The organism is Pseudonocardia sp. NPDC046786 (genome assembly GCF_040645415.1).
Classification (GTDB): Bacteria; Actinomycetota; Actinomycetes; order Mycobacteriales; family Pseudonocardiaceae; genus Pseudonocardia; species Pseudonocardia kongjuensis.
In genome coordinates, this window is record NZ_JBEYYF010000027.1 from 62,849 (window position 1) to 84,197 (window position 21,349).

At 72.9% G+C, this 21,349-nt stretch carries 16 protein-coding genes and 2 pseudogenes; 12 read left to right on the forward strand and 6 right to left on the reverse strand.

The genetic code is table 11. From position 1 onward, the window contains the following. The first annotated feature begins 94 nt into the window (after nt 1-94). Genes ABZ881_RS26180 through ABZ881_RS26205 form a run of 6 tightly spaced genes read left to right on the forward strand, consistent with a single transcriptional unit; the run spans nt 95 to nt 9,600 of the window. A complete protein-coding gene (locus tag ABZ881_RS26180; protein WP_358488260.1) occupies nt 95-1,375 on the forward strand; it encodes a nucleotide disphospho-sugar-binding domain-containing protein in 1,281 nt (426 codons plus the stop codon). Further along, nucleotides 1,368-2,999: an amino acid adenylation domain-containing protein gene (locus tag ABZ881_RS26185; RefSeq protein ID WP_358488261.1), complete on the forward strand. Its 1,632-nt coding sequence runs from the start codon at nt 1,368-1,370 to the stop codon at nt 2,997-2,999. Before ABZ881_RS26180 ends, ABZ881_RS26185 begins: the two co-directional genes overlap by 8 nt. Further along, entirely contained in the window at nt 2,996-4,759 is a 1,764-nt protein-coding gene (locus ABZ881_RS26190; RefSeq protein ID WP_358488262.1) for an ABC transporter ATP-binding protein, read from the forward strand. The genes ABZ881_RS26185 and ABZ881_RS26190 overlap by 4 nt, the downstream gene beginning before the upstream one ends. Then, complete coding sequence (locus tag ABZ881_RS26195) at nt 4,756-6,510, forward strand: ABC transporter ATP-binding protein (RefSeq protein ID WP_358488263.1); 1,755 nt, start codon at nt 4,756-4,758, stop codon at nt 6,508-6,510. Before ABZ881_RS26190 ends, ABZ881_RS26195 begins: the two co-directional genes overlap by 4 nt. Beyond that, nucleotides 6,503-8,140, forward strand: coding sequence for an AMP-binding protein (locus ABZ881_RS26200; RefSeq protein ID WP_358488264.1), 1,638 nt, complete (start codon nt 6,503-6,505; stop codon nt 8,138-8,140). Before ABZ881_RS26195 ends, ABZ881_RS26200 begins: the two co-directional genes overlap by 8 nt. Continuing rightward, nucleotides 8,137-9,600, forward strand: coding sequence for an NDP-hexose 2,3-dehydratase family protein (locus ABZ881_RS26205; RefSeq protein WP_358488265.1), 1,464 nt, complete (start codon nt 8,137-8,139; stop codon nt 9,598-9,600). The genes ABZ881_RS26200 and ABZ881_RS26205 overlap by 4 nt, the downstream gene beginning before the upstream one ends. Nucleotides 9,601-9,649: 49 nt before the next feature. Here the strand turns inward: ABZ881_RS26205 and ABZ881_RS26210 are convergent, their stop codons facing one another. After that, nucleotides 9,650-10,759 carry a DegT/DnrJ/EryC1/StrS family aminotransferase gene (locus ABZ881_RS26210; protein WP_358488266.1) on the reverse strand — a complete coding sequence of 370 codons (1,110 nt, stop codon included), beginning with the start codon at nt 10,757-10,759 and terminating at the stop codon, nt 9,650-9,652. A 235-nt stretch (nt 10,760-10,994) separates the two neighbouring features. On the opposite strand from ABZ881_RS26210, the gene ABZ881_RS26215 reads away from it, so the two are divergent. Together ABZ881_RS26215 and ABZ881_RS26220 are read left to right on the forward strand one after the other, a co-directional pair. After that, on the forward strand, nt 10,995-12,662 hold the full coding sequence (locus ABZ881_RS26215) for an FAD-dependent monooxygenase (RefSeq protein WP_358488267.1): 1,668 nt from the start codon (nt 10,995-10,997) through the stop codon (nt 12,660-12,662). A gap of 97 nt (nt 12,663-12,759) precedes the next feature. After that, nucleotides 12,760-13,794, forward strand: a complete 1,035-nt coding sequence (locus ABZ881_RS26220) for an ABC transporter substrate-binding protein (protein ID WP_358488268.1) — start codon at nt 12,760-12,762, stop codon at nt 13,792-13,794. Nucleotides 13,795-13,818: 24 nt separating this feature from the next. Here the strand turns inward: ABZ881_RS26220 and ABZ881_RS26225 are convergent, their stop codons facing one another. Both ABZ881_RS26225 and ABZ881_RS26230 read right to left on the reverse strand, forming a co-directional pair. Next, nucleotides 13,819-14,571 (reverse strand): alpha/beta fold hydrolase, encoded by a 753-nt coding sequence (locus ABZ881_RS26225; protein WP_358488269.1) that lies wholly within the window; start codon nt 14,569-14,571, stop codon nt 13,819-13,821. After that, nucleotides 14,571-15,380 carry a class I SAM-dependent methyltransferase gene (locus ABZ881_RS26230; protein WP_358488270.1) on the reverse strand — a complete coding sequence of 270 codons (810 nt, stop codon included), beginning with the start codon at nt 15,378-15,380 and terminating at the stop codon, nt 14,571-14,573. Before ABZ881_RS26230 ends, ABZ881_RS26225 begins: the two co-directional genes overlap by 1 nt. A 113-nt stretch (nt 15,381-15,493) precedes the next feature. On the opposite strand from ABZ881_RS26230, the gene ABZ881_RS26235 reads away from it, so the two are divergent. The 3 genes from ABZ881_RS26235 to ABZ881_RS26245 all read left to right on the forward strand — a co-directional run bounded on the left by ABZ881_RS26235 (nt 15,494) and on the right by ABZ881_RS26245 (nt 18,997). After that, nucleotides 15,494-16,819, forward strand: a complete 1,326-nt coding sequence (locus ABZ881_RS26235) for a salicylate synthase (protein ID WP_358488276.1) — start codon at nt 15,494-15,496, stop codon at nt 16,817-16,819. A gap of 68 nt (nt 16,820-16,887) precedes the next feature. Then, nucleotides 16,888-18,093, forward strand: a complete 1,206-nt coding sequence (locus ABZ881_RS26240; protein WP_358488271.1) for a class I SAM-dependent methyltransferase — start codon at nt 16,888-16,890, stop codon at nt 18,091-18,093. After that, nucleotides 18,077-18,997, forward strand: a complete 921-nt coding sequence (locus ABZ881_RS26245; RefSeq protein WP_358488272.1) for an NAD-dependent epimerase/dehydratase family protein — start codon at nt 18,077-18,079, stop codon at nt 18,995-18,997. Before ABZ881_RS26240 ends, ABZ881_RS26245 begins: the two co-directional genes overlap by 17 nt. Nucleotides 18,998-19,189: 192 nt before the next feature. Here the strand turns inward: ABZ881_RS26245 and ABZ881_RS26250 are convergent. Together ABZ881_RS26250 and ABZ881_RS26255 are read right to left on the reverse strand one after the other, a co-directional pair. Beyond that, a pseudogene (locus ABZ881_RS26250) lies at nt 19,190-19,661 on the reverse strand (transposase); the annotation flags it as partial. Between the two features lie 99 nt (nt 19,662-19,760). After that, nucleotides 19,761-20,231: a transposase gene (locus ABZ881_RS26255; protein WP_358488274.1), complete on the reverse strand. Its 471-nt coding sequence runs from the start codon at nt 20,229-20,231 to the stop codon at nt 19,761-19,763. A gap of 37 nt (nt 20,232-20,268) precedes the next feature. Here ABZ881_RS26255 and ABZ881_RS26260 point away from each other — a divergent pair, with 37 nt between their 5' ends. Continuing rightward, a complete protein-coding gene (locus ABZ881_RS26260) occupies nt 20,269-21,027 on the forward strand; it encodes a helix-turn-helix domain-containing protein (protein ID WP_358488275.1) in 759 nt (252 codons plus the stop codon). Between the two features lie 25 nt (nt 21,028-21,052). Here ABZ881_RS26260 and ABZ881_RS26265 read toward each other — a convergent pair. After that, nucleotides 21,053-21,262: pseudogene (locus ABZ881_RS26265) on the reverse strand (IS256 family transposase); the annotation flags it as partial. Nucleotides 21,263-21,349 lie beyond the last annotated feature (87 nt).

Sequence of the window (21,349 nt, forward strand, 5' to 3'; positions counted from 1 at the left end):
CGACAGGTCACAATAGGCTAGGCTAACCTCTGCTCAGGTGACCCCGATCGTTCCACTGTGGAACGGGGTCCGCCACCGGTCGAGGGGAGTCCCGTTGCGCGTCCTGGTCGTCACGGTCGCCGTCGCATCCCACCTGAACCTGGTCGTCCCGACCGCATGGGCATTGCGCACCGCAGGGCACGACGTGCGGGTCGCGAGCCAGCCGAACCTGATGGAGGCGATCGGGAACGCGGGGCTGACCGGGGTTCCGGCCGGAGCTGCGCTCGGTGAGGTCATCCCGGCGGCACCGGGCGGCGCCGGGGCGTTCGGGGTCCGGATCCCGCTCACCGAGGACCGCCCGGAGGTGCTCGCCGGCGGTGGCGCCCGTGCGGCACTCGTCGAGTACACCGAGCGGATGGCCGAGTTCATGAGCGGCTCCCCGATGCTCGACGACCTGCTCGAACTCGCCGAGGACTGGCGGCCCGACCTGGTGCTGTGGGATGCCTACACGCTCGCCGGCGGAGTGTTCGCCCGGATCGTCGGCGCGGCGTCGGTGCGGCTGCTGAGCTCGCAGGACTACTGGGCCCGGATGCACCAGCGGGTGCTGAGCGATCCGCGGTGCCCGGACGACCCGCTGGGGGACTACCTCGGTGCGAAGCTGGCGCCGCACGGCGTGGAGTTCGATCACCGGGCGGTGGTCGGCGATCTCACCCTCGATCCGATGCCGCCCTGGATGCGGATCGACGTCGGGGCCTATCCGGTCCGCTACCGCAGCATGCGGTTCGTTCCCTACCACGGTCGCGCCGTCGTCCCGCCGTGGCTGACGGTGCCGCCCGCCCGGCCGCGGATCTGTCTGACCCTCGGGCAGACCTGGCGCAACTACGCCGACGAGAACGCGATCCACGGTGGTGGGCCCGATCTCGCGGAACTGCTCGAGGCGGTGGCGCTGCCGGGTACCGAGGTGGTGGCGACGCTCGATCCCGCCCAGGTCCGCTCGGAGGTCCCGGTACCCCGCACCGTACGGCTGTTCGGCTTCGTCCCACTGGAGGTGCTGGCGCCGACCTGCGTCGCGGTGGTGCACCACGGCGGCTACGGCACGGTGGGATCGATGCTCGTACACGGGGTGCCGCAGCTGGTGCTGCCCGGCGACCTGTGGGGCGAGCGGGACCTGTCCCGGGCGATCGCCGCGCAGGGTGTGGGGCTCGACGGCGCGGGCACCGGCCCGGCCGACATCACCGCGGCCCTGCACGCGCTGATCGACGATCCGCGCTACCGGGCTGCGGCCCGCCGGGAGGCCGAGCGGATCCGGGAGACCCCCGCCCCGCACGACGTCGTCGGGGAGCTGGAGGCACTCGTCGCGGACCGGGAGCCGGTCGGTGGTGGCAGCGGTGCCTGACCCGGCGGACGGCCCCGGGGAGCACATCGCGGCCGGGCCGGCCGGGAGCGGTGCCCTGGTCCACGATCCCGTGCTGGAACAGGCCCGCATCCGCCCGACGGCGGTCGCGCTGATCGGGCCGGACCGGTCGCTCACGTTCGGCGAGCTGCGGGAGGCGGCGCTCTCGGTGGCCGCCCGGCTCGCCGAGGCGGGCGTCGGTGTGGGTGATCCGGTCGGGATCGTCCTGGAGAAGGGTGTGGACCAGCAGGTCGCGGTGTTCGGTGCGCTGCTCGCGGGCGCCGCGTTCGTCCCGATCGACGTCGCCGCCCCGCAGGCCCGCCGGGCCGGGCTGCTGGCCCGTGTCACGACCACGGTGGTGACCCGGTCCCGTTACACCGGTGGCCTGCCACCGGGGATGACCGTGGTCGACGTGGACCGGCCGGACGAGCCCGGGCGGGCCGCGTGGGCCGCCGTGCCACGCCGCGGTGTCCCGGACGGCGTCGCGAACATGCTGTTCACCTCCGGCAGCACCGGGGAGCCGAAGTGCGTGGTGGTCACGCATCGCGCGATCGCGCACGCGCTGGCCCGCACCCGCGAGCGGTACCCGGTCGCGACGGGGGACCGGTCGCTGGCGGTGACCGCCCTGCACCACGACATGTCCCTGTTCGACACGTTCGGCATGCTGGGTGCCGGCGCCGCGACCGTCCTGCCCGACCCGGCCCGCGACCGGGACGCCGAGCACTGGGCCGAGCTCGTCGGCAGGCACGGTGTGACGACCTGGACCTCGGTCCCGGCGATGCTGGAGATGCTGCTGGAACACGATCCGGCGGCCGCGGCCGGCCTGCGGCAGGTCTTCCTCGGCGGGGACCGGATCCCGCTCGGCCTCGTCGACGCACTGGCCGCGCACGCGCCGCGGGCCCGGGTCGTCTCGGTGGGCGGCCCGACCGAGACGACGCTGTGGAACATCTGGTTCCCGATCGCCGGCCGGGACCCGGTGTGGCGCAGCGTCCCCTACGGCCGTCCGCTCCCCGGCAACGAGTACCATCTGCTCGACGACCGGCTGCAGGACACCGCTCCCGGGGAGATCGGCACGCTCTACTGCAGCGGGACCGGCGTGACCCTCGGATACCATGCCGATCCGGCGCGGACGGCGGCCGCCTACGTGCCGCATCCCCGAACGGGTACGCGGATGTTCCGCACCGGCGACCTCGGGCGGCGCCTGCCGGACGGGACGATCGAGTTCTGCGGGCGGGGTGACCGGCAGCTGCAGATCGGTGGTCACCGTGTCGAGCCGGGTGAGATCGAGGCGGTGCTGGCCGGGCATGCCGGCGTGCACCACGCCGTCGTCGTCCCGGGGCGCCGGGACCGGGACGGACGGGTGCGCGGGTTGGTCGCCTGGATCCGCCCGGAGTCGGGGAAGGCCCCCGACCCGGAGGAGCTGACCCGGCACGCCGGAGCGGCCCTGCCACCGCACATGGTCCCCGGCCGGGTGCTGATCCGGACGGAGCTCCCGCTGACCCGCAACGGCAAGATCGACCACCGGGAACTCGAACGGGCCGCCGCCGACGGGGCGGCCGCAGGCCCGTCGGACACCCTCTCCGCCGTCGACGCGGCACTGGCCGCACGGTTCGGGGGCCGTGGATGAGTGCACCACCCACGCTGTGGCAGCTCGTCGCACCGGTCCGCCTCCGGCTGGCCGCCGCGACCGCGCTCGGCGCCGTCGGCGCCGGGATCTCGGTGCTGGGGACGGTGCTGCTGGCGCACACGGTCGCCGGGCTCGCGGCCGACGCCGGCGGACGGGCCGAGGTGCTGCTCCGCTGCGGGATCGCGGCGGTCGCGCTGGTCGTCGGCTTCGCTCTCTCCCGGGCCGCCTTCAGGGTGTCGCACGCCGCCAGCAACCGGCTCGAACGTCATCTGCGCCGTGGCCTCGCGGAGACGATCGCCAGGGCACCGCTCGGTGCCGCGTACCGGCTGGGCGCTGGCGGGCTGAAGAAGGTCGCCCAGGACGACGTCCGGTCATTGCACGCGCTGGTGGCCGACTCGGTGCCGATGGTCGGGGCCTCGTTCGCCACGCCGGTCGTGGCGGTCGCCGCCATGGCGGCGGTCCAGTGGCGCCTGGTCCCGGTCATCCTGCTCACCGTGCCGGTCGCGCTCTGGTGCGTGCGTCAGATGGGCCGGGACTACCCCGAGCAGCAGGCCCGCTACGAGCGGGCCGCCGGGGCCGTCGACGGCGCCGTGGTGGAGTTCGTCCAGGGCATGCCGGTGGTCCGCACCTTCGACGACGGCCGGACGTCGTTCCGCCGGTTCTCCGACGCCGTCCGCGAGTTCAGTGCGGCGGTGGCCGCGTGGACCGCCACCGGTCGCCGGGCGGACCTGGCGACCAGGCTGCTGGTCGCCCCGCTGCCGACACTGGCGGTGATCGCGGTGGCCGGGGTGGCGATGCTGCTCGCCGGGTGGGTCACCGTCCCGGAGCTGGTGGTGGCGCTGGTCATCGGCGCGTTGCCGGTCGAGTCGGTGCTCCCGGTGCTCTACATGGTCGACTTCCTGAAGCGGTCCAAGGCGGGGGTCGGCGGGATCTCGGACGTCCTCGCGATCGAGCCGCTGCCCGAGCCGGACCGGCCGCAGATCCCGCGCGGTGGCGAGGTCGTGTTCCAGAACGTCACGTTCGGCTACGAGCCGGACCGGCCCGCACTGCGTGGGGTCGACATCACCGTGCCCGCCGGGACCACGTGCGCGCTGGTCGGGCCGTCCGGCTCGGGCAAATCGACGGTGGCACGGCTGGTCGCGCGGTTCTTCGACGTCGACGCCGGTGCGGTCCGGGTCGGTGGCGTCGACGTGCGGGACATGACCTCGCAGACCCTGCTGCAGCACGTCGCGCTCGTCTTCCAGGAGCCGTTCCTGGTGGAGGGGACCGTCGCCGAGAACATCCGGCTCGGCCGCCCGGACGCGACCGACGAGGAGGTCAGGGCGGCGGCGAAGGCCGCGGCCGCGCACGACTTCGTGGTCGGCTCGCTGCCCGCGGGCTACGACTCCCCGGTGGGGGAACGGGGCGCGCTGCTGTCCGGCGGACAGCGCCAGCGGATCACGATCGCCCGGGCGATCCTCTCCGACGCACCGGTGGTGGTGCTCGACGAGGCGACCGCGTTCGCCGACCCGGAGACCGAGGCGCAGGTGCAGGAGGCGGTAGCGGGGGTGACCGCCGGCCGCACCGTCCTCGTGGTGGCGCACCGGCTCGGTTCGATCATCGACGCGGACCGGATCGTGGTCATGGAAGGCGGCCGGGTCGTGGAGGCGGGTACCGGCACCGAGCTGCGCGCCCACGGCGGCCGGTTCGCCCGGATGTGGCAGGCGCACGAGGAGGCCGCACGCTGGCGGCTCGGTGCCGCAGGGGAGGAGACCTCATGACGCGGGTGTTGCGCGTGATGCTCGCGGCGGCGGGGAGCAGGGCGCCGCAGCTGCGCAGCACCCTGTGGTACTCGGTGGCCGCCTCGGCGGCCCAGGCCGCGGCGTACGCGGCGTTCCTGCCGCTGCTGGTCGAGCTGACCCGGGGAGCACCGCGGGCGGCCGCGGTGTGGACCTGGGTGGCGGTGATCGTCGGTCTGGTGGTCGCCGAGGGCGTGCTGCGGGTCGCCGAGAGCCGCTTCACCTACGACCACTGGCACGAGGTCACCGAGGAGACGCGACTGCGGCTCGGGGAGAAGCTGCGGGAGATCCCGCAGCAGGAGCTCGGCCGCCGGGCCGCGGGGGACCTGGCCACCGTGGTCGGGGCGAACGCCGCGAACGCCGCGTCCGGGGCGTCGTCGCTCGCCACGCTGTTCGTGCAGTTCGTCACGGTGCCGGTGGTGCTGCTCGTGGTGGTGCTGGTGGTCGACCCGTGGGTCGGGCTGGTGGTGCTCGTCGGCTTCCTGGCCACGCTGCCGCTGCTGCGCACGGTGCAGCGGACCTCGCTGCGCGGGTTCGGCGAGGTGGACCGCGCGGACGCGGCGTCGGCAGCCCGGCTCGTCGAGTACGTCCAGGGGCTGCCGGTGTTCCGGGCGACCGGTCAGGCCGGGGCGGACTCGCCGCGGCTGGCCGCCGCGCTGCAGGACCAGCACCGCGAGATGGACGCGGTGAGCACCGGCTCCGACCGGGCCGCCGCGGGGATGCAGCTCGTCGTGGAGCTGACCCTGGCCGCGGTGGTGGCCGTCGGTGCCGTCCTCGTACTGGCCGGCGACCTCACCCTCGCCCTGTTCACCGGGATCGTGGTGATCGTCGCGCGGTTCGTCCAGCCGCTGGGGCTGCTCCCCGAGATCGCGAAGCTGTTCGAGAACTCCGACGCCTCGATGCGCCGGATCCGGGACCTCGACGCGGTGGAGCCGCTGCCGGTGGCGGCCGGTGGCCGGGCCCCGGACCGGTTCGACATCACCTTCGAGGGAGTGAGCTTTCGCTACGACGGCGCAGGCGAGCCCGCGCTGCGGGAGGTGTCGCTGGTGGTGCCCGAGCGCAGCATCACCGCGCTGGTCGGGCCGTCGGGCTCCGGCAAGTCCACCGTCACCCGGCTGATCACCCGGTTCGCCGACCCGCAGCACGGCACCGTCGCGATCGGCGGGGTCGATCTGCGCACCCTCGACCCGCGCGACGTGGTCGGGCACGTGGCGGTCGTCTTCCAGGACGTCTACCTGTTCGACGACACCGTGCGCGCCAACATCGCGATGTCCCGGCCGGACGCGACCGACGACGAGATCGAACGGGCCGCCCGGGCGGCCAACGCCCACGACTTCGTCTCCGCGCTGCCCCAGGGCTACGACACCGAGGTCGGGGAGATCGGCGGCCGACTCTCCGGCGGTGAACGCCAGCGGCTCTCCATCGCCAGGGCGTTCCTGAAGGACGCCCCGGTGCTGCTGCTCGACGAGCCGACCGCAGCGCTGGACGTCGAGTCCGAGGTCGCCGTCCAGCGTGCACTGACCCGACTCGCAGGAGGACGCACCGTGTTGATGATCGCGCACCGACTGTCCACGATCGCCGGAGCCGACCAGGTTCTCGTGCTCGACGACGGCCGTATCGCCCAGCGCGGCACGCACGCCGAGCTGATCACCGAGCGCGACGGCCGGTACGCCCGCCTCTGGGCGGCGCAGACCGCAGGCCGGGCCGCCGCGGGGGAGGCCGACGGTGCGTGAGGGGGGCGTCCCGTGGCCGGAACCGGAGGCCCGGCGGTACCGCGACGCCGGGTACTGGCAGGGGCGGCCGCTCGGTGACCTGCTGTGGGAGTGGTCCGACCGGGCCCCGGACGCGGTGGCCGTCGTCGACGGCGACCTGCGGCTGACCTACCGGGAGCTGGCCCGCCGTGCGGACGCGCTCGCCGTCGGGCTGCTGGACCGGGTCGGGCTGCGTCCGGGTGACGTCGTGGTCGTGGCGCTACCGACCGGCCACGACTTCGTCCTGATGCTGCTGGCCTGCCTGCGCGCCGGGATCGCGCCGATCCTGGCCCTCCCGGCGCACCGGGAGCGGGAGCTGCGGCACTTCGTGAGCCACGGGGGTGCCCGCGCCGTCGTGGTACCGGACCGGTGGCGGGGCGAGGACCACCGGGCACTGGGGCGGGCCGTCACCGGGGACGGCCCCGGCGCGGCGGCCCTGCTCGTCGCGGGCGACCCGGCGGACGCCACCGACCTGCGTGCCCTGGGCAGTCCCGGTCCCGACCCGGAGCCCGCCAGAGCCAGGCTCGACGCCGTCGCGCCGGACCCCGGTGACATCGCGCTGTTCCTGCTGTCCGGCGGGACGACCGGGATCCCGAAGCTGATCGGGCGTACCCACGACGACTACGCCTACAACGCCAGGGCGAGCGCCGAGCTGTGCGGACTGGACACCACGACCCGCTACCTGGTGGCGCTGCCGATCGCCCACAACTTCCCACTCGCCTGCCCCGGCCTGCTCGGCACCCTGATCAGCGGCGGGCGGGTGGTGCTCGCCGGATCACCGGCGCCGTCGGTCTGCCTGCCGCTGATGGCGGACGAGGGCATCACCGTCACCGCGGCCGTCCCGAGCGTGGTGCAGCGCTGGCTGGATGCGGTCGAGGCGGGCGAGCAGCGGGCGCCGGCGTCGTTGCGCCTGCTCCAGGTGGGCGGCGCCCGGCTGGCCCCGCAGCACGCCCGCCGGGTGCTCGCCGCCTTCGGTGACTGCCTGCAGCAGGTGTTCGGGATGGCCGAGGGCCTGCTGAACTACACGCGGCCGGGGGACCCGGCGGAGGTCGTCGTCGAGACCCAGGGGCGGCCGCTGTCCCCGGACGACGAGATCCTCGTCGTCGACGGCGACGGCAGCCCGGTGCCGCCCGGGGCGGTCGGGCTGCTGCTCACCCGGGGGCCCTACACCGTGCGCGGCTACTTCCGGGCCACCGCGGCGGCCTCGGCGAGCTTCACCGCGGACGGCTGGTACCGCACCGGCGACCTGGTGCGGGTGCATCCGTCGGGGAACCTGACGGTCGAGGGCCGTGACAAGGACCTGGTCAACCGGGGCGGGGAGAAGATCACCTCGTCGGCCGTGGAGGACCTGTTGCTGGAGGTGCCCGGCATCGCCGCGGCCGCCGTCATCGGCATCCCCGATCCCGAGCTGGGGGAGCGGGTCTGCGCGGTCGTCGTGCCCGAACCCGGCATCGTGCTCGATCTGTTCTCGGTCCGGCGCGGGCTGGAGCGGGCCGGGTCGTCGCCGCTGAGCTGGCCGGAACGGCTGGTCGTCCTCGACGAGCTGCCGCCCACCTCGGTCGGGAAGATCGACAAGGCGGCCGTGCGCCGCAGGCTGGGGGTCGCGTCGTGAACGCACCGCGGGCGACCGCGGCCGGCACCCCGACCCTGGTCCCGGTCACCGACCGGCTGACCCCGATCCGGATCGCCGAGTCGTCGTTGTGCCGGGACGGGAGCTACGACCTCGACCGGTTCCGGTCCTGGTTCGCCGACCACGCGCGGGTGGCGGGCAACCAGGTCGAACGCGTTCCGCTGGAGCAGCTGGACGGCTGGTCGGCGGAGGCGGGGACCGGGACGATCCGGCACGACAGCGGGCGCTTCTTCTCGGTCGAGGGCGTGCACGTGCAGGTCGAGGACGGTCCGGTGCCCGGCTGGGAGCAACCGATCATCAACCAGCCGGAGGTCGGCATCCTCGGCATCCTGGCCACCGAGATCGGCGGTGTCCTGCATTTCCTGATGCAGGCCAAGGCCGAGCCCGGCAACGTCAACGGCCTGCAGCTCGCCCCGACCGTGCAGGCGACCCGGAGCAACTACACCCGGGTGCACCGGGGGCGGGCGGTGCCCTACCTGGACTACTTCCGGGACCGGTCGCTGGCCAGGGTGCTGGTCGACGTCCGGCAGTCCGAGCAGGGCGCGTGGTTCCTGCAGAAGCGCAACCGCAACATGGTCGTCGAGGTGGTCGGCGAGGTCCCGGTCGTCGAGGGCTTCCATTGGATGACCCTCGGTCAGATCCAGCAGCTGCTCCGGGTCGACGACCTGGTGAACATGGACGCCCGGACGGTGCTGTCCTGCCTGCACCTGGCCGCGGGCACGGCCACCGGACGTGTGGCGCTGCCCGGGTTCCCGGCCGCGCTCATCCGGTCCTGCGACGGGAGCGCGGGTGCGCTGCACGCGACCGAGTCGCTGCTCAGCTGGGTCACCGAGAAGCGCAGCGAGGCCGCGGTCACCGTCACGCCGCGCCCGCTGGCCGCGCTCGACGGCTGGGACCGGGCCGACGGCCGGATCGAGCACGCCAGCGGCCGCTTCTTCGCCGTCGTCGGGGTCGCCGTGCAGGCACGGGGCAGGGAGGTCGTGCAGTGGTCCCAGCCGATGATCGAGCCCCGCGGGGAGGGCCTGGTGGCACTGCTGGTGCGGTCCATCGGGGGCGTGCTGCACGCGCTGGTGCACGCCAGGATCGAACCGGGCTACGTGGACGCGGTCGAGCTCGCGCCGACCGTGCAGTGCATCCCGGACAACTACGCGGTGCTGCCCGCCGAGGCCCGGCCGCCGCACCTCGACGAGGTGCTGGCCGCGCCGGCCGACCGGATCCGGTTCGCCGCGACGTTCTCCGAGGAGGGCGGCCGCTTCCTGCACGCCCGCAGCCGCTACCTGGTGGTGGAGACCGATCTCGATCCGATGCTGGTCGGCCCCGACTACCGGTGGATGACCGCCGCCCAGATCGTGGACCTGCTGCGGCACAGCCACTACTTCAACGTCCAGGCCCGCACGCTGGTCGCCTGCCTGCACAGCCTGGTGGCCGAGGCGATGGGATGAACCCCCGGCCGGAACCGGTGTGGCGGGTGCCCCGCCACACCGGCGAGGGTCAGCCCGCGCCCAGCACGTCGCGCAGCGCGGCGATCGTCCGGTCCTGGTCGCGGTCGCTCAGCGACGGGTACATCGGCAGCGAGAAGATCTGGCCCGCCAGGTCCTCGGTCACCGGCAGCGAACCCGGTGCGTAGCCGAGATGCGTGAACCCGCTCATGGTGTGCACCGGCCACGGATAGCTGATGGTGAGCAGCACGTCGTGGGCGCGCAGCTCGGAGAGAATGCGGTCCCGGTCGGGGTGCCGCACGACGTAGAGGTAGTAGACATGCTCGTTGCCCTCGGTCACGGCGGGCAGCACCAGCCCGGTCCCGGCCAGCTCCGCGGCGTACCGGTCGGCGATCTCCCGCCGTCGCGCGATGTAGGTGTCGAGCCTGCTCAGCTTGCGGCGCAGGATCTCCGCCTGGACCTCGTCGAGCCTGCTGTTGTGCCCCGGTGTCCGGACGACGTAGTAGGTCTCCTCCATGCCGTAGTAGCGCAGGCGCCGCAGCTCGGCGGCGACGTCGTCGCGGGCGGTGACCACGGCGCCGCCGTCGCCGTAGGCCCCGAGGACCTTCGTCGGGTAGAAGGAGAAGGCGCCCGCGTCGCCGAACGTCCCGCAGACCCGGCCGCCCTGGCGCGCACCGTGCGACTGCGCGCAGTCCTCGACGACGGCGAGGCCGTGCTCGGCCGCGATCTCCAGCAGCGGTGCCATGTCGGCGCACTGGCCGTAGAGGTGCACCGGGAGCAGCGCTCTGGTCCGCTCGGTGATCGCGCCGCGCACCAGGTCCGGGTCCATCAGGTAGTCGTCCCGACGGACGTCGACGAACACCGGCGTCGCACCGGCACCGTCGATCGCGACGACGGTCGGCGCCGCGGTGTTCGACACCGTCACGACCTCGTCGCCCGGCCCGATGCCGACGGCTTCGAGGGCGAGCTTCACAGCGTTGGTCCCGTTGTCCACGCCCACCGCGTGCCCCAGCCCGTGCGCGGCGGCGAACTCGCTCTCGAAGCCACGTACGCTCTCGCCCAGCACCAGGCGGCCGGAGGAGAACACCGCGTCCACCGCGGCCAGGATCTCGCCGCGCTCCTGTTCATACTCGTCGAGATAGCCCCAGACCCCCACGCCCATCGGCCTGCTGTCCTTCCGCATCGCGCTGAAGCGGGCCGGAGGTGGGGCCGTCGCTCCGGCGGACGGCCGACCCTGACGGCGCCCGGCCCGATGGACCGGTCGCCGTCCTGCCGCCCGCGCACGGTTGCGTCCGGGATGTCGGGGCGGGAGCGGGATGCCGGTCGTCGGCACCCCCTGCTCGCTACTGATCCTAGGGCGTCCGCCGCCGATTCCCACCCCTGTGACGGTGCGTGAGATGCGCGTCGCGGTGGTGGGCGCCGGCCCCGGGGGGTTGTTCCTGGCCGCCCTGCTGGCGGACGCCGACCCGTCGGTGTCGGTGACGGTGTTCGAGCGCAACCGGGCGGAGGACGCGTTCGGGTTCGGGGTGGTCTTCGCCGACCGGGCGCTCGCCGGTATCCATCGGGCCGACCCGGCGACCGGTGCGGCGCTCGACAGCTGCCGGACGCACTGGGACGAGATCGAGGTCCGGCTGGGCGGTGAACGTCTGCGCTGCGGCGGCAACGGCATGTCGGCGGTGGTCCGGCACACGCTGCTGCGGGTGCTACAGGACCGGGCCCGCGCCGCGGGGGCCGAGCTGCGGTTCGGGACGGAGGTGGGGCTGGCCGATCTCGTCGGCGCCGACCTGGTCGTCGGCGCCGACGGGGCCGGATCCCGGATCCGGGCAGAGCTGGAGGCACGTCCCGGGTCGGACCTGGGGTCGACCGTGCACATCGCGACCGCCCGCTACATCTGGCTCGGGGCCGACCACCCCTTCGACGGGCTGACGTTCGTGCACGAGCGCAACTCCGACGGCGCGTTCGCCGCGCACGCCTATCCGGTCGGGCAGGGGCTGTCCACGTTCATCGTGGAGACCGACGAGGACTCCTGGCGGCGGGGCGGACTCGACGGGTTCGACCCGGCGACCCCGCCGGGGTCGAGCGACCTGGACAGCCGTCGCTACCTGGAGCGGCTGTTCGCCGGGCACATCGGTGGCCGCGCGCTACTGGCGAACAACTCACGGTGGGCCCGCTTCCGCACCCGGCGTACCCGGCGCTGGTACAGCCTGGCGCCGAGACCGGTCGCCCTGCTCGGCGATGCCGTGCACACCGCCCACTTCTCGGTCGGCTCGGGGACCACGATGGCGATGCAGGACGCGGTCGCGCTGGCCGCGGCGCTGCGTGAGCACCCGGACGACCTGGGCCGGGCACTGGCCCGCTACGAGGCGGAGGCCCGGCCCACCGTCCAGCGGATCCAGAATGCCGCCGGGCCGAGCCTGGCCTGGTGGGAGCGGTTCGGGTGCTACCAGGAGGTCTTCGAGCCGTGGCAGTTCACCTACCATTTCCTGACCCGCAGCATCGATGACGCCACGCTGGCCCGGCGCGCGCCGGAGTTCGTCGACGCGACCCACCTGGCCTGGCGGGACCGGCACGGTGCCGAGCCGCTGCTGACCCCGCTGGTGACCCCCGTGCTGTCCACCGCCCGCCGGACGGTGCCGGTCGTCGTCGAGGGGGCGCAGCCGTCCGGTGTGGACGTCCTGGATCCGGCGGGACGGCCGCTGCGGCTGGCCCTGCGGTCACCGGGGGACCCGGCGGTCGCGCAGGTGTACGGGCTGCGGGTGGCCGCGCCCGCCGACGAGACGGGAGTCGACGCGGCCGTCATCGCCCTGGAGCGGGCGGTCGCCGACGCGGGCCCGGCGCGGCCTGCCCTGGTCGTCGTCTTCGGTGGGGGGCCGGCGGCCAGGGCGCTGCTGGCCGAGCACGCCCGGACGCGGTGCGCGGTGCCCGCACTGTCGGTCGAGCCGGACGGCGCCACGGCCCGGGCGACCACGCTCGTGCTGTCCGGGCGGACCGATCTCGTCGGCACGCCGCGGAACCCCGGCTCGATAACCGACGATTGCCACACTTCAGACATCGGAGTTAGATGAGCCTAACCGTACTCAGGCGTGTCGGGGGCGAGGACGGGCAGGCAGGACCAGCAGAAGGGCGAGGTGGCCCGGCCACCACGAGGCGAGGAGCGAATCGTTGAGAACGATCGAGCGAGGCCGTCCGGGGGGCGGGTTCCGGGCGCGGATCGTCGCGCTGGTCGCGATGGCCTTCGTGGTGACGGCCTGCGGGGGGCAGGGCCCGGCCGGGACCGAGGTGCAGACCAGGGCCGTCACCCACCCGTTCGGTGAGGTGCAGGTCCCGGCCGAACCGGCCACGATCCTGGCCACCGACGAGTACGCCGCGATGAACCTCATGGCGCTGGGCGTGCAGCCTGCGGTGGTCTACGGCTCGTACGGGTCGGAGGTGGGCCGGGTCGTCCTGGAGGACGCCGGGGTGACCGTCACGCCGGGGACGACCTTCTTCGAGAGCCCGCCGATCGAGGAGATCGTCGCGCACGCCCCGGACATGATCGTGATGACCGGTGGCGCCGAGATGCAGGCGACCTACGACGCGCTGACCCCGGTCGCGCCGGTGGTCGCGATCCCGTACTACGACACGACGTGGCAGGACTCGCTGACCGCGGCGGGCGCGGCGGTCGGCCGCGAGGACCGGGCGAGCGAGATGATCACCACCCTGGAGGAGCGGATCGGCGCCGTGCAGGCGGCGTCGAAGCCCGGCCCGACCTCGCTGTCGGTGATCGGTGAGACCTACGGCGAGTGCTGCTTCTCGGCGGCCCGCGGTACCCCGCTGTCGGCAATCCTGGAGGGGGCCGGGTTCACCCGTCCGGCCGCGCAGGACGTCGACGCGACCGACGGCGACTTCTCGGTGGTGCCGATCTCTCCGGAGGGGATCGGCGAGCACGACGCCGATCTGGTCGTCGTCCCCGAGGGGCAGTTCTACGATGCCGACGCGGTGCGCTCGCAGCCGGTCTTCCAGTCGCTCCCGGCGACCCGCGAGAACCGGGTACTGCAGGTCGACGGGGACATCTGGTTCGGTAACTTCGCGTTCGCGGTGCACTGGATCGCGACCGACCTGGAGGCCGTCGCGCAGGACGGCGCCGCGGCGACCGTGGGTCTGCCCGGCGACGCGCAGGCCCGCTGGGCGGCGTTCCGGGAGGACGTCGGAACCTGAGCCGGTCCCGGCTGCCCGGCCGGATCAGCCGGGCAGCCGGGCGCCGAGCAGTGCGCCCAGCCGGTCGGGGATCTCGGTGAGATAGAAGTGCCCGCCGGGCAGCACGACGGCGTCGAACGCGCCCGTGGTGATCTCCCGCCAGGCGTCCGCGTCGGCGGCGTCCACGTCGGGGTCGGCGTCCCCGCGCAGCGCGGTCACCGGTACCGACAGCGGCTCGGCCGGACCGGGCCGGTAGGTCTCGATCAGCCGGTAGTCGTTGCGCACCACCGGCAGCACGATCTCGCGCAGCTCCCGGTGGGCGAGCACCTCGGCGGCCGTCCCACCCAGCCGGGTCAGGTCGGCGACGATGCCGTCGTCGCTGCGCAGGTGTACGTCGCCGCCGCGGGCTCTGGACGGCGCCTCCCGCGCCGAGACCACCAGCCGGTGTGGACCGGGCGCCCCGCGGCGGCGCAGGTCGAGGGCGAGCTCGTAGGCCACGGCCGCGCCCATGCTGTGGCCGAACAGCACCCACGGCAGGTCGGTGAGTGGCACGAGTGCCTCCGACAGGTGCTCCACCAGTGCGGGCATCGAGTCGATCAGCGGGTCGGCCATCCGGTTCTCCCGGCCCGGGTACTGCAGGGCAACGACGTCGACCTGCGGGCCGAACATCCTGGGCCACCGGCGGAACGCGTTGGCTCCGCCCCCCGCGTGCGCCAGGCAGACGATCCGGCAGGTGGCTCCCGGCTGCTCGGTGAACCTGCGCACGGCAGCGGACGGATCGTGTCCGGTGGAGCGCATCACCGCTCCGCGAACGTCAGCAGGTGCATGGACGGGGCGAGCTGGGGGAGCGGTGGGATCGACCCGACGGCACGCAGCGTCCGGCTGCCCCAGACGCCCCTGCCCAGCGGCATCTCGATCCCCTCGACGCGGGCGACCCCGGGCAGGGCGCCGAGTTCCCGGCGGATCCGTGCCGGGGTCAGCCCGGTCGGCATCGGCGGGGCGGTGAACCGGTCGGACAGCGCGAAGCCACGCATCGTTCGCCTGCTGAACCACGGTGGGATCGAGTCGAAGAGCAGGCGCCCACCGGGGAACCGCTCGGCGCACTCGGCGATCAGGGCCACGACGTCGGCCTCGTCGAGATACATGAACAGCCCCTCGGCGCAGAGGAACACGCCCGCCTCCGGGTCGCCGACCGCGTCGAACCAGGCGCGGTCGGTCGCGGACAGTGCGAGCGGCGTGACCCGCTCGTCGCCGGGCAGCAGCTGCGCACGCAGCTCCATCACCGCCGCCAGGTCGACCGCCAGCCACCGCGCCTTCGGCGGGTCGACCCGCCAGAGTGTGGTCTGCAGGCCCTCCCCGAGTGCGACGACGGTCGCCCCGGGCCGCTCGGCGAGGTAGCGGCGGATCTCGGTGTCGACGGCCGTCGCCCGCAATGCGTGCGACGGGCTGGGCGATCCGAAGCGGTCCCAGTCGTACCGGATCGACTCGTAGAGGGTCACCGCCCACGGGTCGATCAGCCACGGGTCCGGTCCGGCGGCGTGCACGGCGCGGTTGCGCAGTGTCCACAGTGCCGTCGCCGAGACCCCTCCCAGCGTTGCTCCGTCCACCTGGTCCACGGTGTTCCGTCCCTCCGCGCTCGCATGAGGTAAAGCTAACCTACAGTGTTGGTCAAGTGGGTGAAACTGTGGGCAGGTTTACCTAACCTGTTGTGGTGGATCAGATGCAGCCGACCGTCCCGTGTCGTGACGGCCGTGCGGTCGCCGACCCGGTCCGGTCCGTCACGGACCTGGCCCGGGCCGGCCTGCACGAGGACTACGTCGTGTACGAGTCCGGTGAGGAGTGGATCTACGCCGGCGGGGTGGCCTGCAGCGTGCGGCTGGACGGCGGAAGCCTGGAGACGGTGGGAGCCGACGGGGTGCGGGTGTCCCGGCCGATCCGGGCGCGCACCCTCAACGCCCTCGAGGCCGCGCTCGGCGGGCTGCGGCTGCGGTCGCCGTGGCGGGCCTACGGGTGGGTGAGCTTCGAGTTCGCGACCTGCGCGCACGGCCGGCCGGTCCCGCGCGGAGCCCGGCTGGCCCATCTCGTCGTGCCACGGGTGGAGGCCCGCCTGGGGCCGTCGTCCACGGAGGTGACGGGTGACCCGCAGGAGGTCGAGCGGGTGCGCGCCGTGCTGCGGAGCCCGTCCGCGGGTGCGCCGCGGCCCGGTGGGGAACGGGTGGACATCACCGCGGGGGCGCAGCGGTACCGGGAGCGCGTGCGTACGGCGCTCGCCGAGATCCGGGCCGGCCGGTACGAGAAGGTCATCCTCTCCCGCCGGATCCCGTTGCCGGGGCGGGTGGACTTTCCCGGTACCTACGAGATCGGGCGGCGGGCGAACACCCCGGCCCGCTCGTTCCTGCTGAAGCTGGCCGGTCTGCAGTGCGCGGGGTTCAGCCCGGAGCTGGTCGCCACCGTCGACGGGCAGGGCACCGTGACGACCAACCCGCTGGCCGGGACCCGCGCCTACGGACTCGGGGACGGGGTGGACCGGGCGGCGCGGGCCGAGCTGGTCCGGGACCCCAAGGAGGTCTACGAGCACGCGATCTCGGTCCGGACCTCGCTGGAGGAGATGCGGTCCGTCGCGCGTCCGGAGTCGGTCGTCGTCGCGGACTTCATGAACGTGGCCGAACGCGGCAGCGTGCAGCACCTGGCGTCGACCGTTCGTGGCCGGCTCGCGCCCGGCCGGACCCGCTGGGACGCGCTGGAGGCGTTCTTCCCGGCGGTGACCGCCTCCGGCATCCCCAAGGCCGAGGCGGTCGAGGCGATCGACCGGCTGGACGATCCCCGCGGGCTCTATGCCGGCGCGGTCGTGTCGGTCTCCTCGGACGGCGCCCTGGACGCAGCGCTGGTGCTGCGGGCCGTGTTCCAGGACCAGGCCGGCGCCTGGCTACGGGCGGGCGCCGGAATCGTGGACGGTTCCCGGCCCGACCGAGAACTGGAGGAGACCTGCGAGAAGCTGCGCTCGGTCCTCCCGAACCTCGTCTTCGACGAGGATCCGACCGCCTGACCGCGGTCGGGATCATCTCTCACAGTGGCGAGTCCACCCGGTGGTGGACACGGCGAAGGGCGGCACGAATGTCAGGTCCGGACGGTTTCGAGATCGTGCTCGACCTGGGGATGCAACCCCTGTCGGACAGCTTCCTGCCACCCGGCCACGACGGCGCGGAGTACACCTACCCGCTGCGCGTGGTCCGGCACACCGAACACCCGCTGGTCCGGCTGGACACGGTCGTCCCGCGGGAGAAGATGTTCCACGACGAGTACCCGTACCACTCATCCACCTCGACCCGGATGCAGGAGCACTTCTCCGCCGTCGCGGACCGGTTTCTGCGCGACGAGCTGACCGGTGACGACCCGTTCATCGTCGAGATCGGCTCGAACGACGGCATCATGCTCAGCCGGGTCGCCGATGCCGGGCGCAGGCACCTCGGCGTCGACCCGGCGGGCGGGGTCGGTGATATCGCCCGCGAGCGCGGTGTCCGGGTCAGGGCGGCGTTCTTCGACGAGCAGTGTGCCCGTGAGATCCGGGCCGAGGACGGGCCTGCGGACGTCGTCTACGCCGCGAACACGATGTGCCACATCCCGTACCTCGACTCGATCCTGCGTGGCGTCGACGCCCTCCTGACCCGCGACGGCATCCTGGTCTTCGAGGACCCCTATCTCGGCGACATCGTGGAACGGGCCTCGTTCGACCAGATCTACGACGAGCACTTCCACTTCTTCTCGGCGACCTCGGTGCAGCACATCGTCGCGCCGCACGGCTTCGAGCTCGTCGACGTCGAGCGCCTCGGCGTGCACGGCGGCGAGGTCCGGTACACGGTGGCCCGCCGGGGCGCGCGTCCGGTCGGCCACGCCGTCGCCGAGCTGGTCGCCCACGAGCAGGCGATGGACCTGCACGGCAGGGCGACCCTGGAGGGCTTCGCGGCCCGGGTCCGGACGAACGCGACAGACCTGGTCCGCACGCTGACCGATCTCCGGGCCGAGGGCAAGCGGATCGCCGGGTTCGGCGCGACCGCGAAGAGCGCGACCGTGACGAACTACGCCGGTATCGGCCCCGACCTGGTCCCGGTCATCTACGACAGCACGCCGGCCAAGCAGGGCAGGCTCAGCCCGGGAGCGCACATCCCGATCGCGCCGAGCAGCGAGTTCCGCGCCCCGTACCCCGACTACACGCTGCTGTTCGCCTGGAACCACGCCGAGGAGATCATGGAGCAGGAGGTCGCCTACCGGGAGTCCGGCGGCCGCTGGCTGGTGTACGTGCCCGATGTGCACGTCGTCTGACCGGTCGCGCCCGCCGCCCGCGGTCGTGGTCGGCGCCGACGGGTTCATCGGCAGGCACCTGTGCCGGGCGCTGACCGACTGCGGCACTTCTCCGCTGCGGTGCACCCGGGCCCGCCCGGTCGTCGAGCGGGGCGGGCTCACCCGGGCGGCCGCCGGCGCGGAGGTGTTCTTCTACCTGGCGAGCTCGGTGGACCTCCCCTCGGCGGCCCGCGAGCCGGAGCGCGGTACCGCCGACGTCCGCGCGCTGGAGGCGTTCCTGCGGGCGCTCGGACGGGAGGGCGGCGCCGGGCGGACGGTGGTGCTGGCCAGCTCGGCCACCGTCTACGCGGCGGAGGAGGCGCAACCCGTCGCGGAGACGGCACCGACCCGCCCGGACTCGGTCTACGCCGCCACCAAGCTCGCGATGGAGGAGCGGCTCGCTCGCGCGGCCCGGGAGACCGGTCTCCGGGGCGTCGCCGTCCGGCTCGCGAACACCTACGGCCCCGGCCAGAGCACCCGGGCCGGGCACGGGGTGATCGCGCACTGGCTGGAGGCCGTCGCCGCGGGCCGACCCCTGCGGCTGGTCGGTTCGGACCGGGCGCGGCGTGACTTCGTGTTCGTCCAGGACGTCGTCGACGCCCTCGTCCGGATGGCCCGGCAGCCCGTCGCGGTTGAGCTGCCCCCGGTGCTGAACGTCGGCGGTGGTGCCCCGGTATCCCTGCGGACCCTGCTGGACGTCGTCGCCGCCACCTCCGCCACGACCCCGCGGGTGGAACGTCGGCCCGCGCGCAGCACCGACCGACCGAGCATGTGGCTGGACATCGACTTGGCTCGTACGGTGATCAGCTGGGCGCCGGCAGTCACGCTGGAGCAGGGGATCGCGATGACCTGGGCGGGCCGGCACCCGTTACGGCCGCGCAGCTGAACGGATGTGTCGGGTCTCATCGATCATGGCCAGCTGCGCCGCCCAGGTGCTGCAGATCGGCCAAGTTTGGCGGGACTTCCACGCTGGAACTGTCTCGATTGACTTGGCCAGGTACGCGGGTGTCTGCATCCGGGGCTGGGTGACGTCCCCTCGGGTGGTGTAAGTCGTTCGTGAGGGTCTTTGCAGGTCAGATCATGCCGTGATGAGTTCGGGCTCGGCTACCTCCTCCGCCGGGGTGGGGGCGAGCAGCGCCACGGTGGCCTCGCTGAGGTAGCGGCGGGTCTCCTGCCTGCCATTCGTCGTGGGCTTCGACCAGCACGGCACCGGCCAGCCGGAGTAGGGCTTCGGGGTTGGAGAACACGCCGACGACGTCGGTGCGGCGTCGGACCTCCTTGTTCAACCGTTCCAGGGGGTTGGTCGACCAGATCTTCTTCCAGTGCGCGGCCGGGAAGTCGGCGAAGGCCAGCAGGTCCGGGGCGGCGTCGCGCAGCATCGTCTCGACCTTCGCTGATTGGCGGCCGAGCATGGCCGCGATCACGTTGAGCTGGTCACGGACCATGTCGGCCTTGGGTTGGGCGAAGATCGTGCGGATCGCGGTGGCGACCATCTCGGCGTTGCCCTTGGGGACCTGGGCCAGGACGTTGCGCAGGAAATGCACCCGGCAGACTCCCACTGTCAACCTTCGGGCTGTTCGATCTTCTGAATCAGTGCAGCATCAGGTGGCCGCGCGGTTTGGTCGCCGGCGGCTGGAGAAGGGCGCTGCTCAGCCCGCTGTGAGTGCGGCCTGGGCGGTGGTGTGGCGTTGCGGATCGTAGAGGGTGTGAGTGCTCCAGCAGGTCCAGAGCACGCGCATCCAGCAGGCGGCGAGGCCACGAAGTGCGCGGTGGTAGTGCTGGCCGCGCTGGTCACGAGCCTCGCGGAACGCCGCCTTGGCCCAGGGGGCTTCCTTCATCGAGTTGTAGGCCCACCACATCGCTGCTTCGCGCAGGATCGTATTGGCCGCGTAGCGGAAGCGGACCTTGCGCGAGCGGCCGGAGGCGCGGGTGACCGGAGCCAGCCCGGACTCGGCCAGCAGCGTCGCCGGGGTCGGGAATCGGCACGCCCCTCGCCGATCTCGGCGAGGAGCGTGCCTGATGGTGCTCTCTGAAATGGGCCAGTCTCGCTCCTTGAACTTCCCCAGTTGATGAGTCCGTGCGGCGCGTCGTTTGCGCTGCTCAGTGACCTTTCGGGTCACGGTTCGGTGATCACCGGATCGTCGGGCTGGAGGGTGGATGCTCTCGCTGGAGGAAGATGTGGAAGTACATGCTCTGCACGCGCGGGGGTGGTCGGTCTCGGCGATCGCCCGGCAGCTGGGGCGTGATCGCAAGACGATCCGCCGGTATCTGTCGGGGCAGGTCGTCCCGGGACGGCGGCGTGCGGCGGGGCCGGATCCGTTCGCTCCGTTCGTCGCCTACTGCCGGGCTCGGCTGGGCGATGATCCGCACCTGTGGGTGGTGACGTTGCTCGACGAGTTGGCCGAGCTCGGTTACGAGGGCGGGTACTCGACGTTCACGCGTGCGTTGCGCCGCTACGGGCTGCGCCCGCACTGCGAGCCGTGTCAGGCAACCCGCGGCCGCGACGTCGCGATCATCGCCCACCCGCCGGGCGAGGAAACCCAGTGGGACTGGTTGGAGCTGCCTGACCCGCCGCCGGACTGGGGGTTCTCGGGCTCGGCTCATCTGCTGGTCGGAGCGCTGTCACATTCGGGGCGCTGGCGCGGGGTGCTCGCCGACGCCGAGGACTTCCCGCACCTGGTCGAGGCAATCGACACGGTCGTGCGCGCGCTGGGCGGGGTGACCCAGCTCTGGCGTTTCGACCGGATGGCCACGGTCTGCTCCCCGGGCTCGGGGCAGATCACGACGGCGTTCGCCCAGCTCGCTAAGCACTACGGCGTCCGGTCGGTGACGTGTCCGCCGCGGCGCGGGACCGCAAAGGCGTGGTGGAGAAGGCCAACCACACCGCGGCGCGAGCCTGTCACGATTCCCGTGTAAGCCACGGGTGACTGATGTCGTTAACCTATCGTAGGGGAAGCCGGCCTGGGAAGAGAACGACGAGAGTGTTCAGTGCAGTTTTCCAGCCGTGTGTTCCGGTTCCGGAGTCACCTCCTCGTTTGCTGGAAATTTTCCGGAGGCCGAGGTAGAGGAGCTTCATTGCCGCCTCGTCGGACGGGAAGTGGCCGCGGGTCTTGGTGATTTTTCGGAGTTGGACGTTGATGGATTCGAAGCTCTCTTGTCAAGCAGCAGTCGCCAAGTTGGTCGGTGTGGTTGTCGTGGAGCGTCTCGCGTCGGTCCACATGTGTCTGATGATGATGTT

What these genes read in the sequence shown, in the direction of transcription:
- ABZ881_RS26190 (WP_358488262.1), top strand. Translation starts at nt 2,996, where the DNA reads ATGAGTGCACCACCCACGCTGTGGCAGCTCGTCGCACCGGTCCGCCTC.
- ABZ881_RS26195 (WP_358488263.1), top strand. Translation starts at nt 4,756, where the DNA reads ATGACGCGGGTGTTGCGCGTGATGCTCGCGGCGGCGGGGAGCAGGGCG.
- ABZ881_RS26210 (WP_358488266.1), bottom strand. Translation starts at nt 10,759, where the DNA reads ATGGGCGTGGGGGTCTGGGGCTATCTCGACGAGTATGAACAGGAGCGC.
- ABZ881_RS26215 (WP_358488267.1), top strand. Translation starts at nt 10,995, where the DNA reads ATGCGCGTCGCGGTGGTGGGCGCCGGCCCCGGGGGGTTGTTCCTGGCC.
- ABZ881_RS26225 (WP_358488269.1), bottom strand. Translation starts at nt 14,571, where the DNA reads ATGCGCTCCACCGGACACGATCCGTCCGCTGCCGTGCGCAGGTTCACC.
- ABZ881_RS26235 (WP_358488276.1), top strand. Translation starts at nt 15,494, where the DNA reads ATGCAGCCGACCGTCCCGTGTCGTGACGGCCGTGCGGTCGCCGACCCG.
- ABZ881_RS26240 (WP_358488271.1), top strand. Translation starts at nt 16,888, where the DNA reads ATGTCAGGTCCGGACGGTTTCGAGATCGTGCTCGACCTGGGGATGCAA.
- ABZ881_RS26245 (WP_358488272.1), top strand. Translation starts at nt 18,077, where the DNA reads ATGTGCACGTCGTCTGACCGGTCGCGCCCGCCGCCCGCGGTCGTGGTC.
- ABZ881_RS26260 (WP_358488275.1), top strand. Translation starts at nt 20,269, where the DNA reads ATGCTCTCGCTGGAGGAAGATGTGGAAGTACATGCTCTGCACGCGCGG.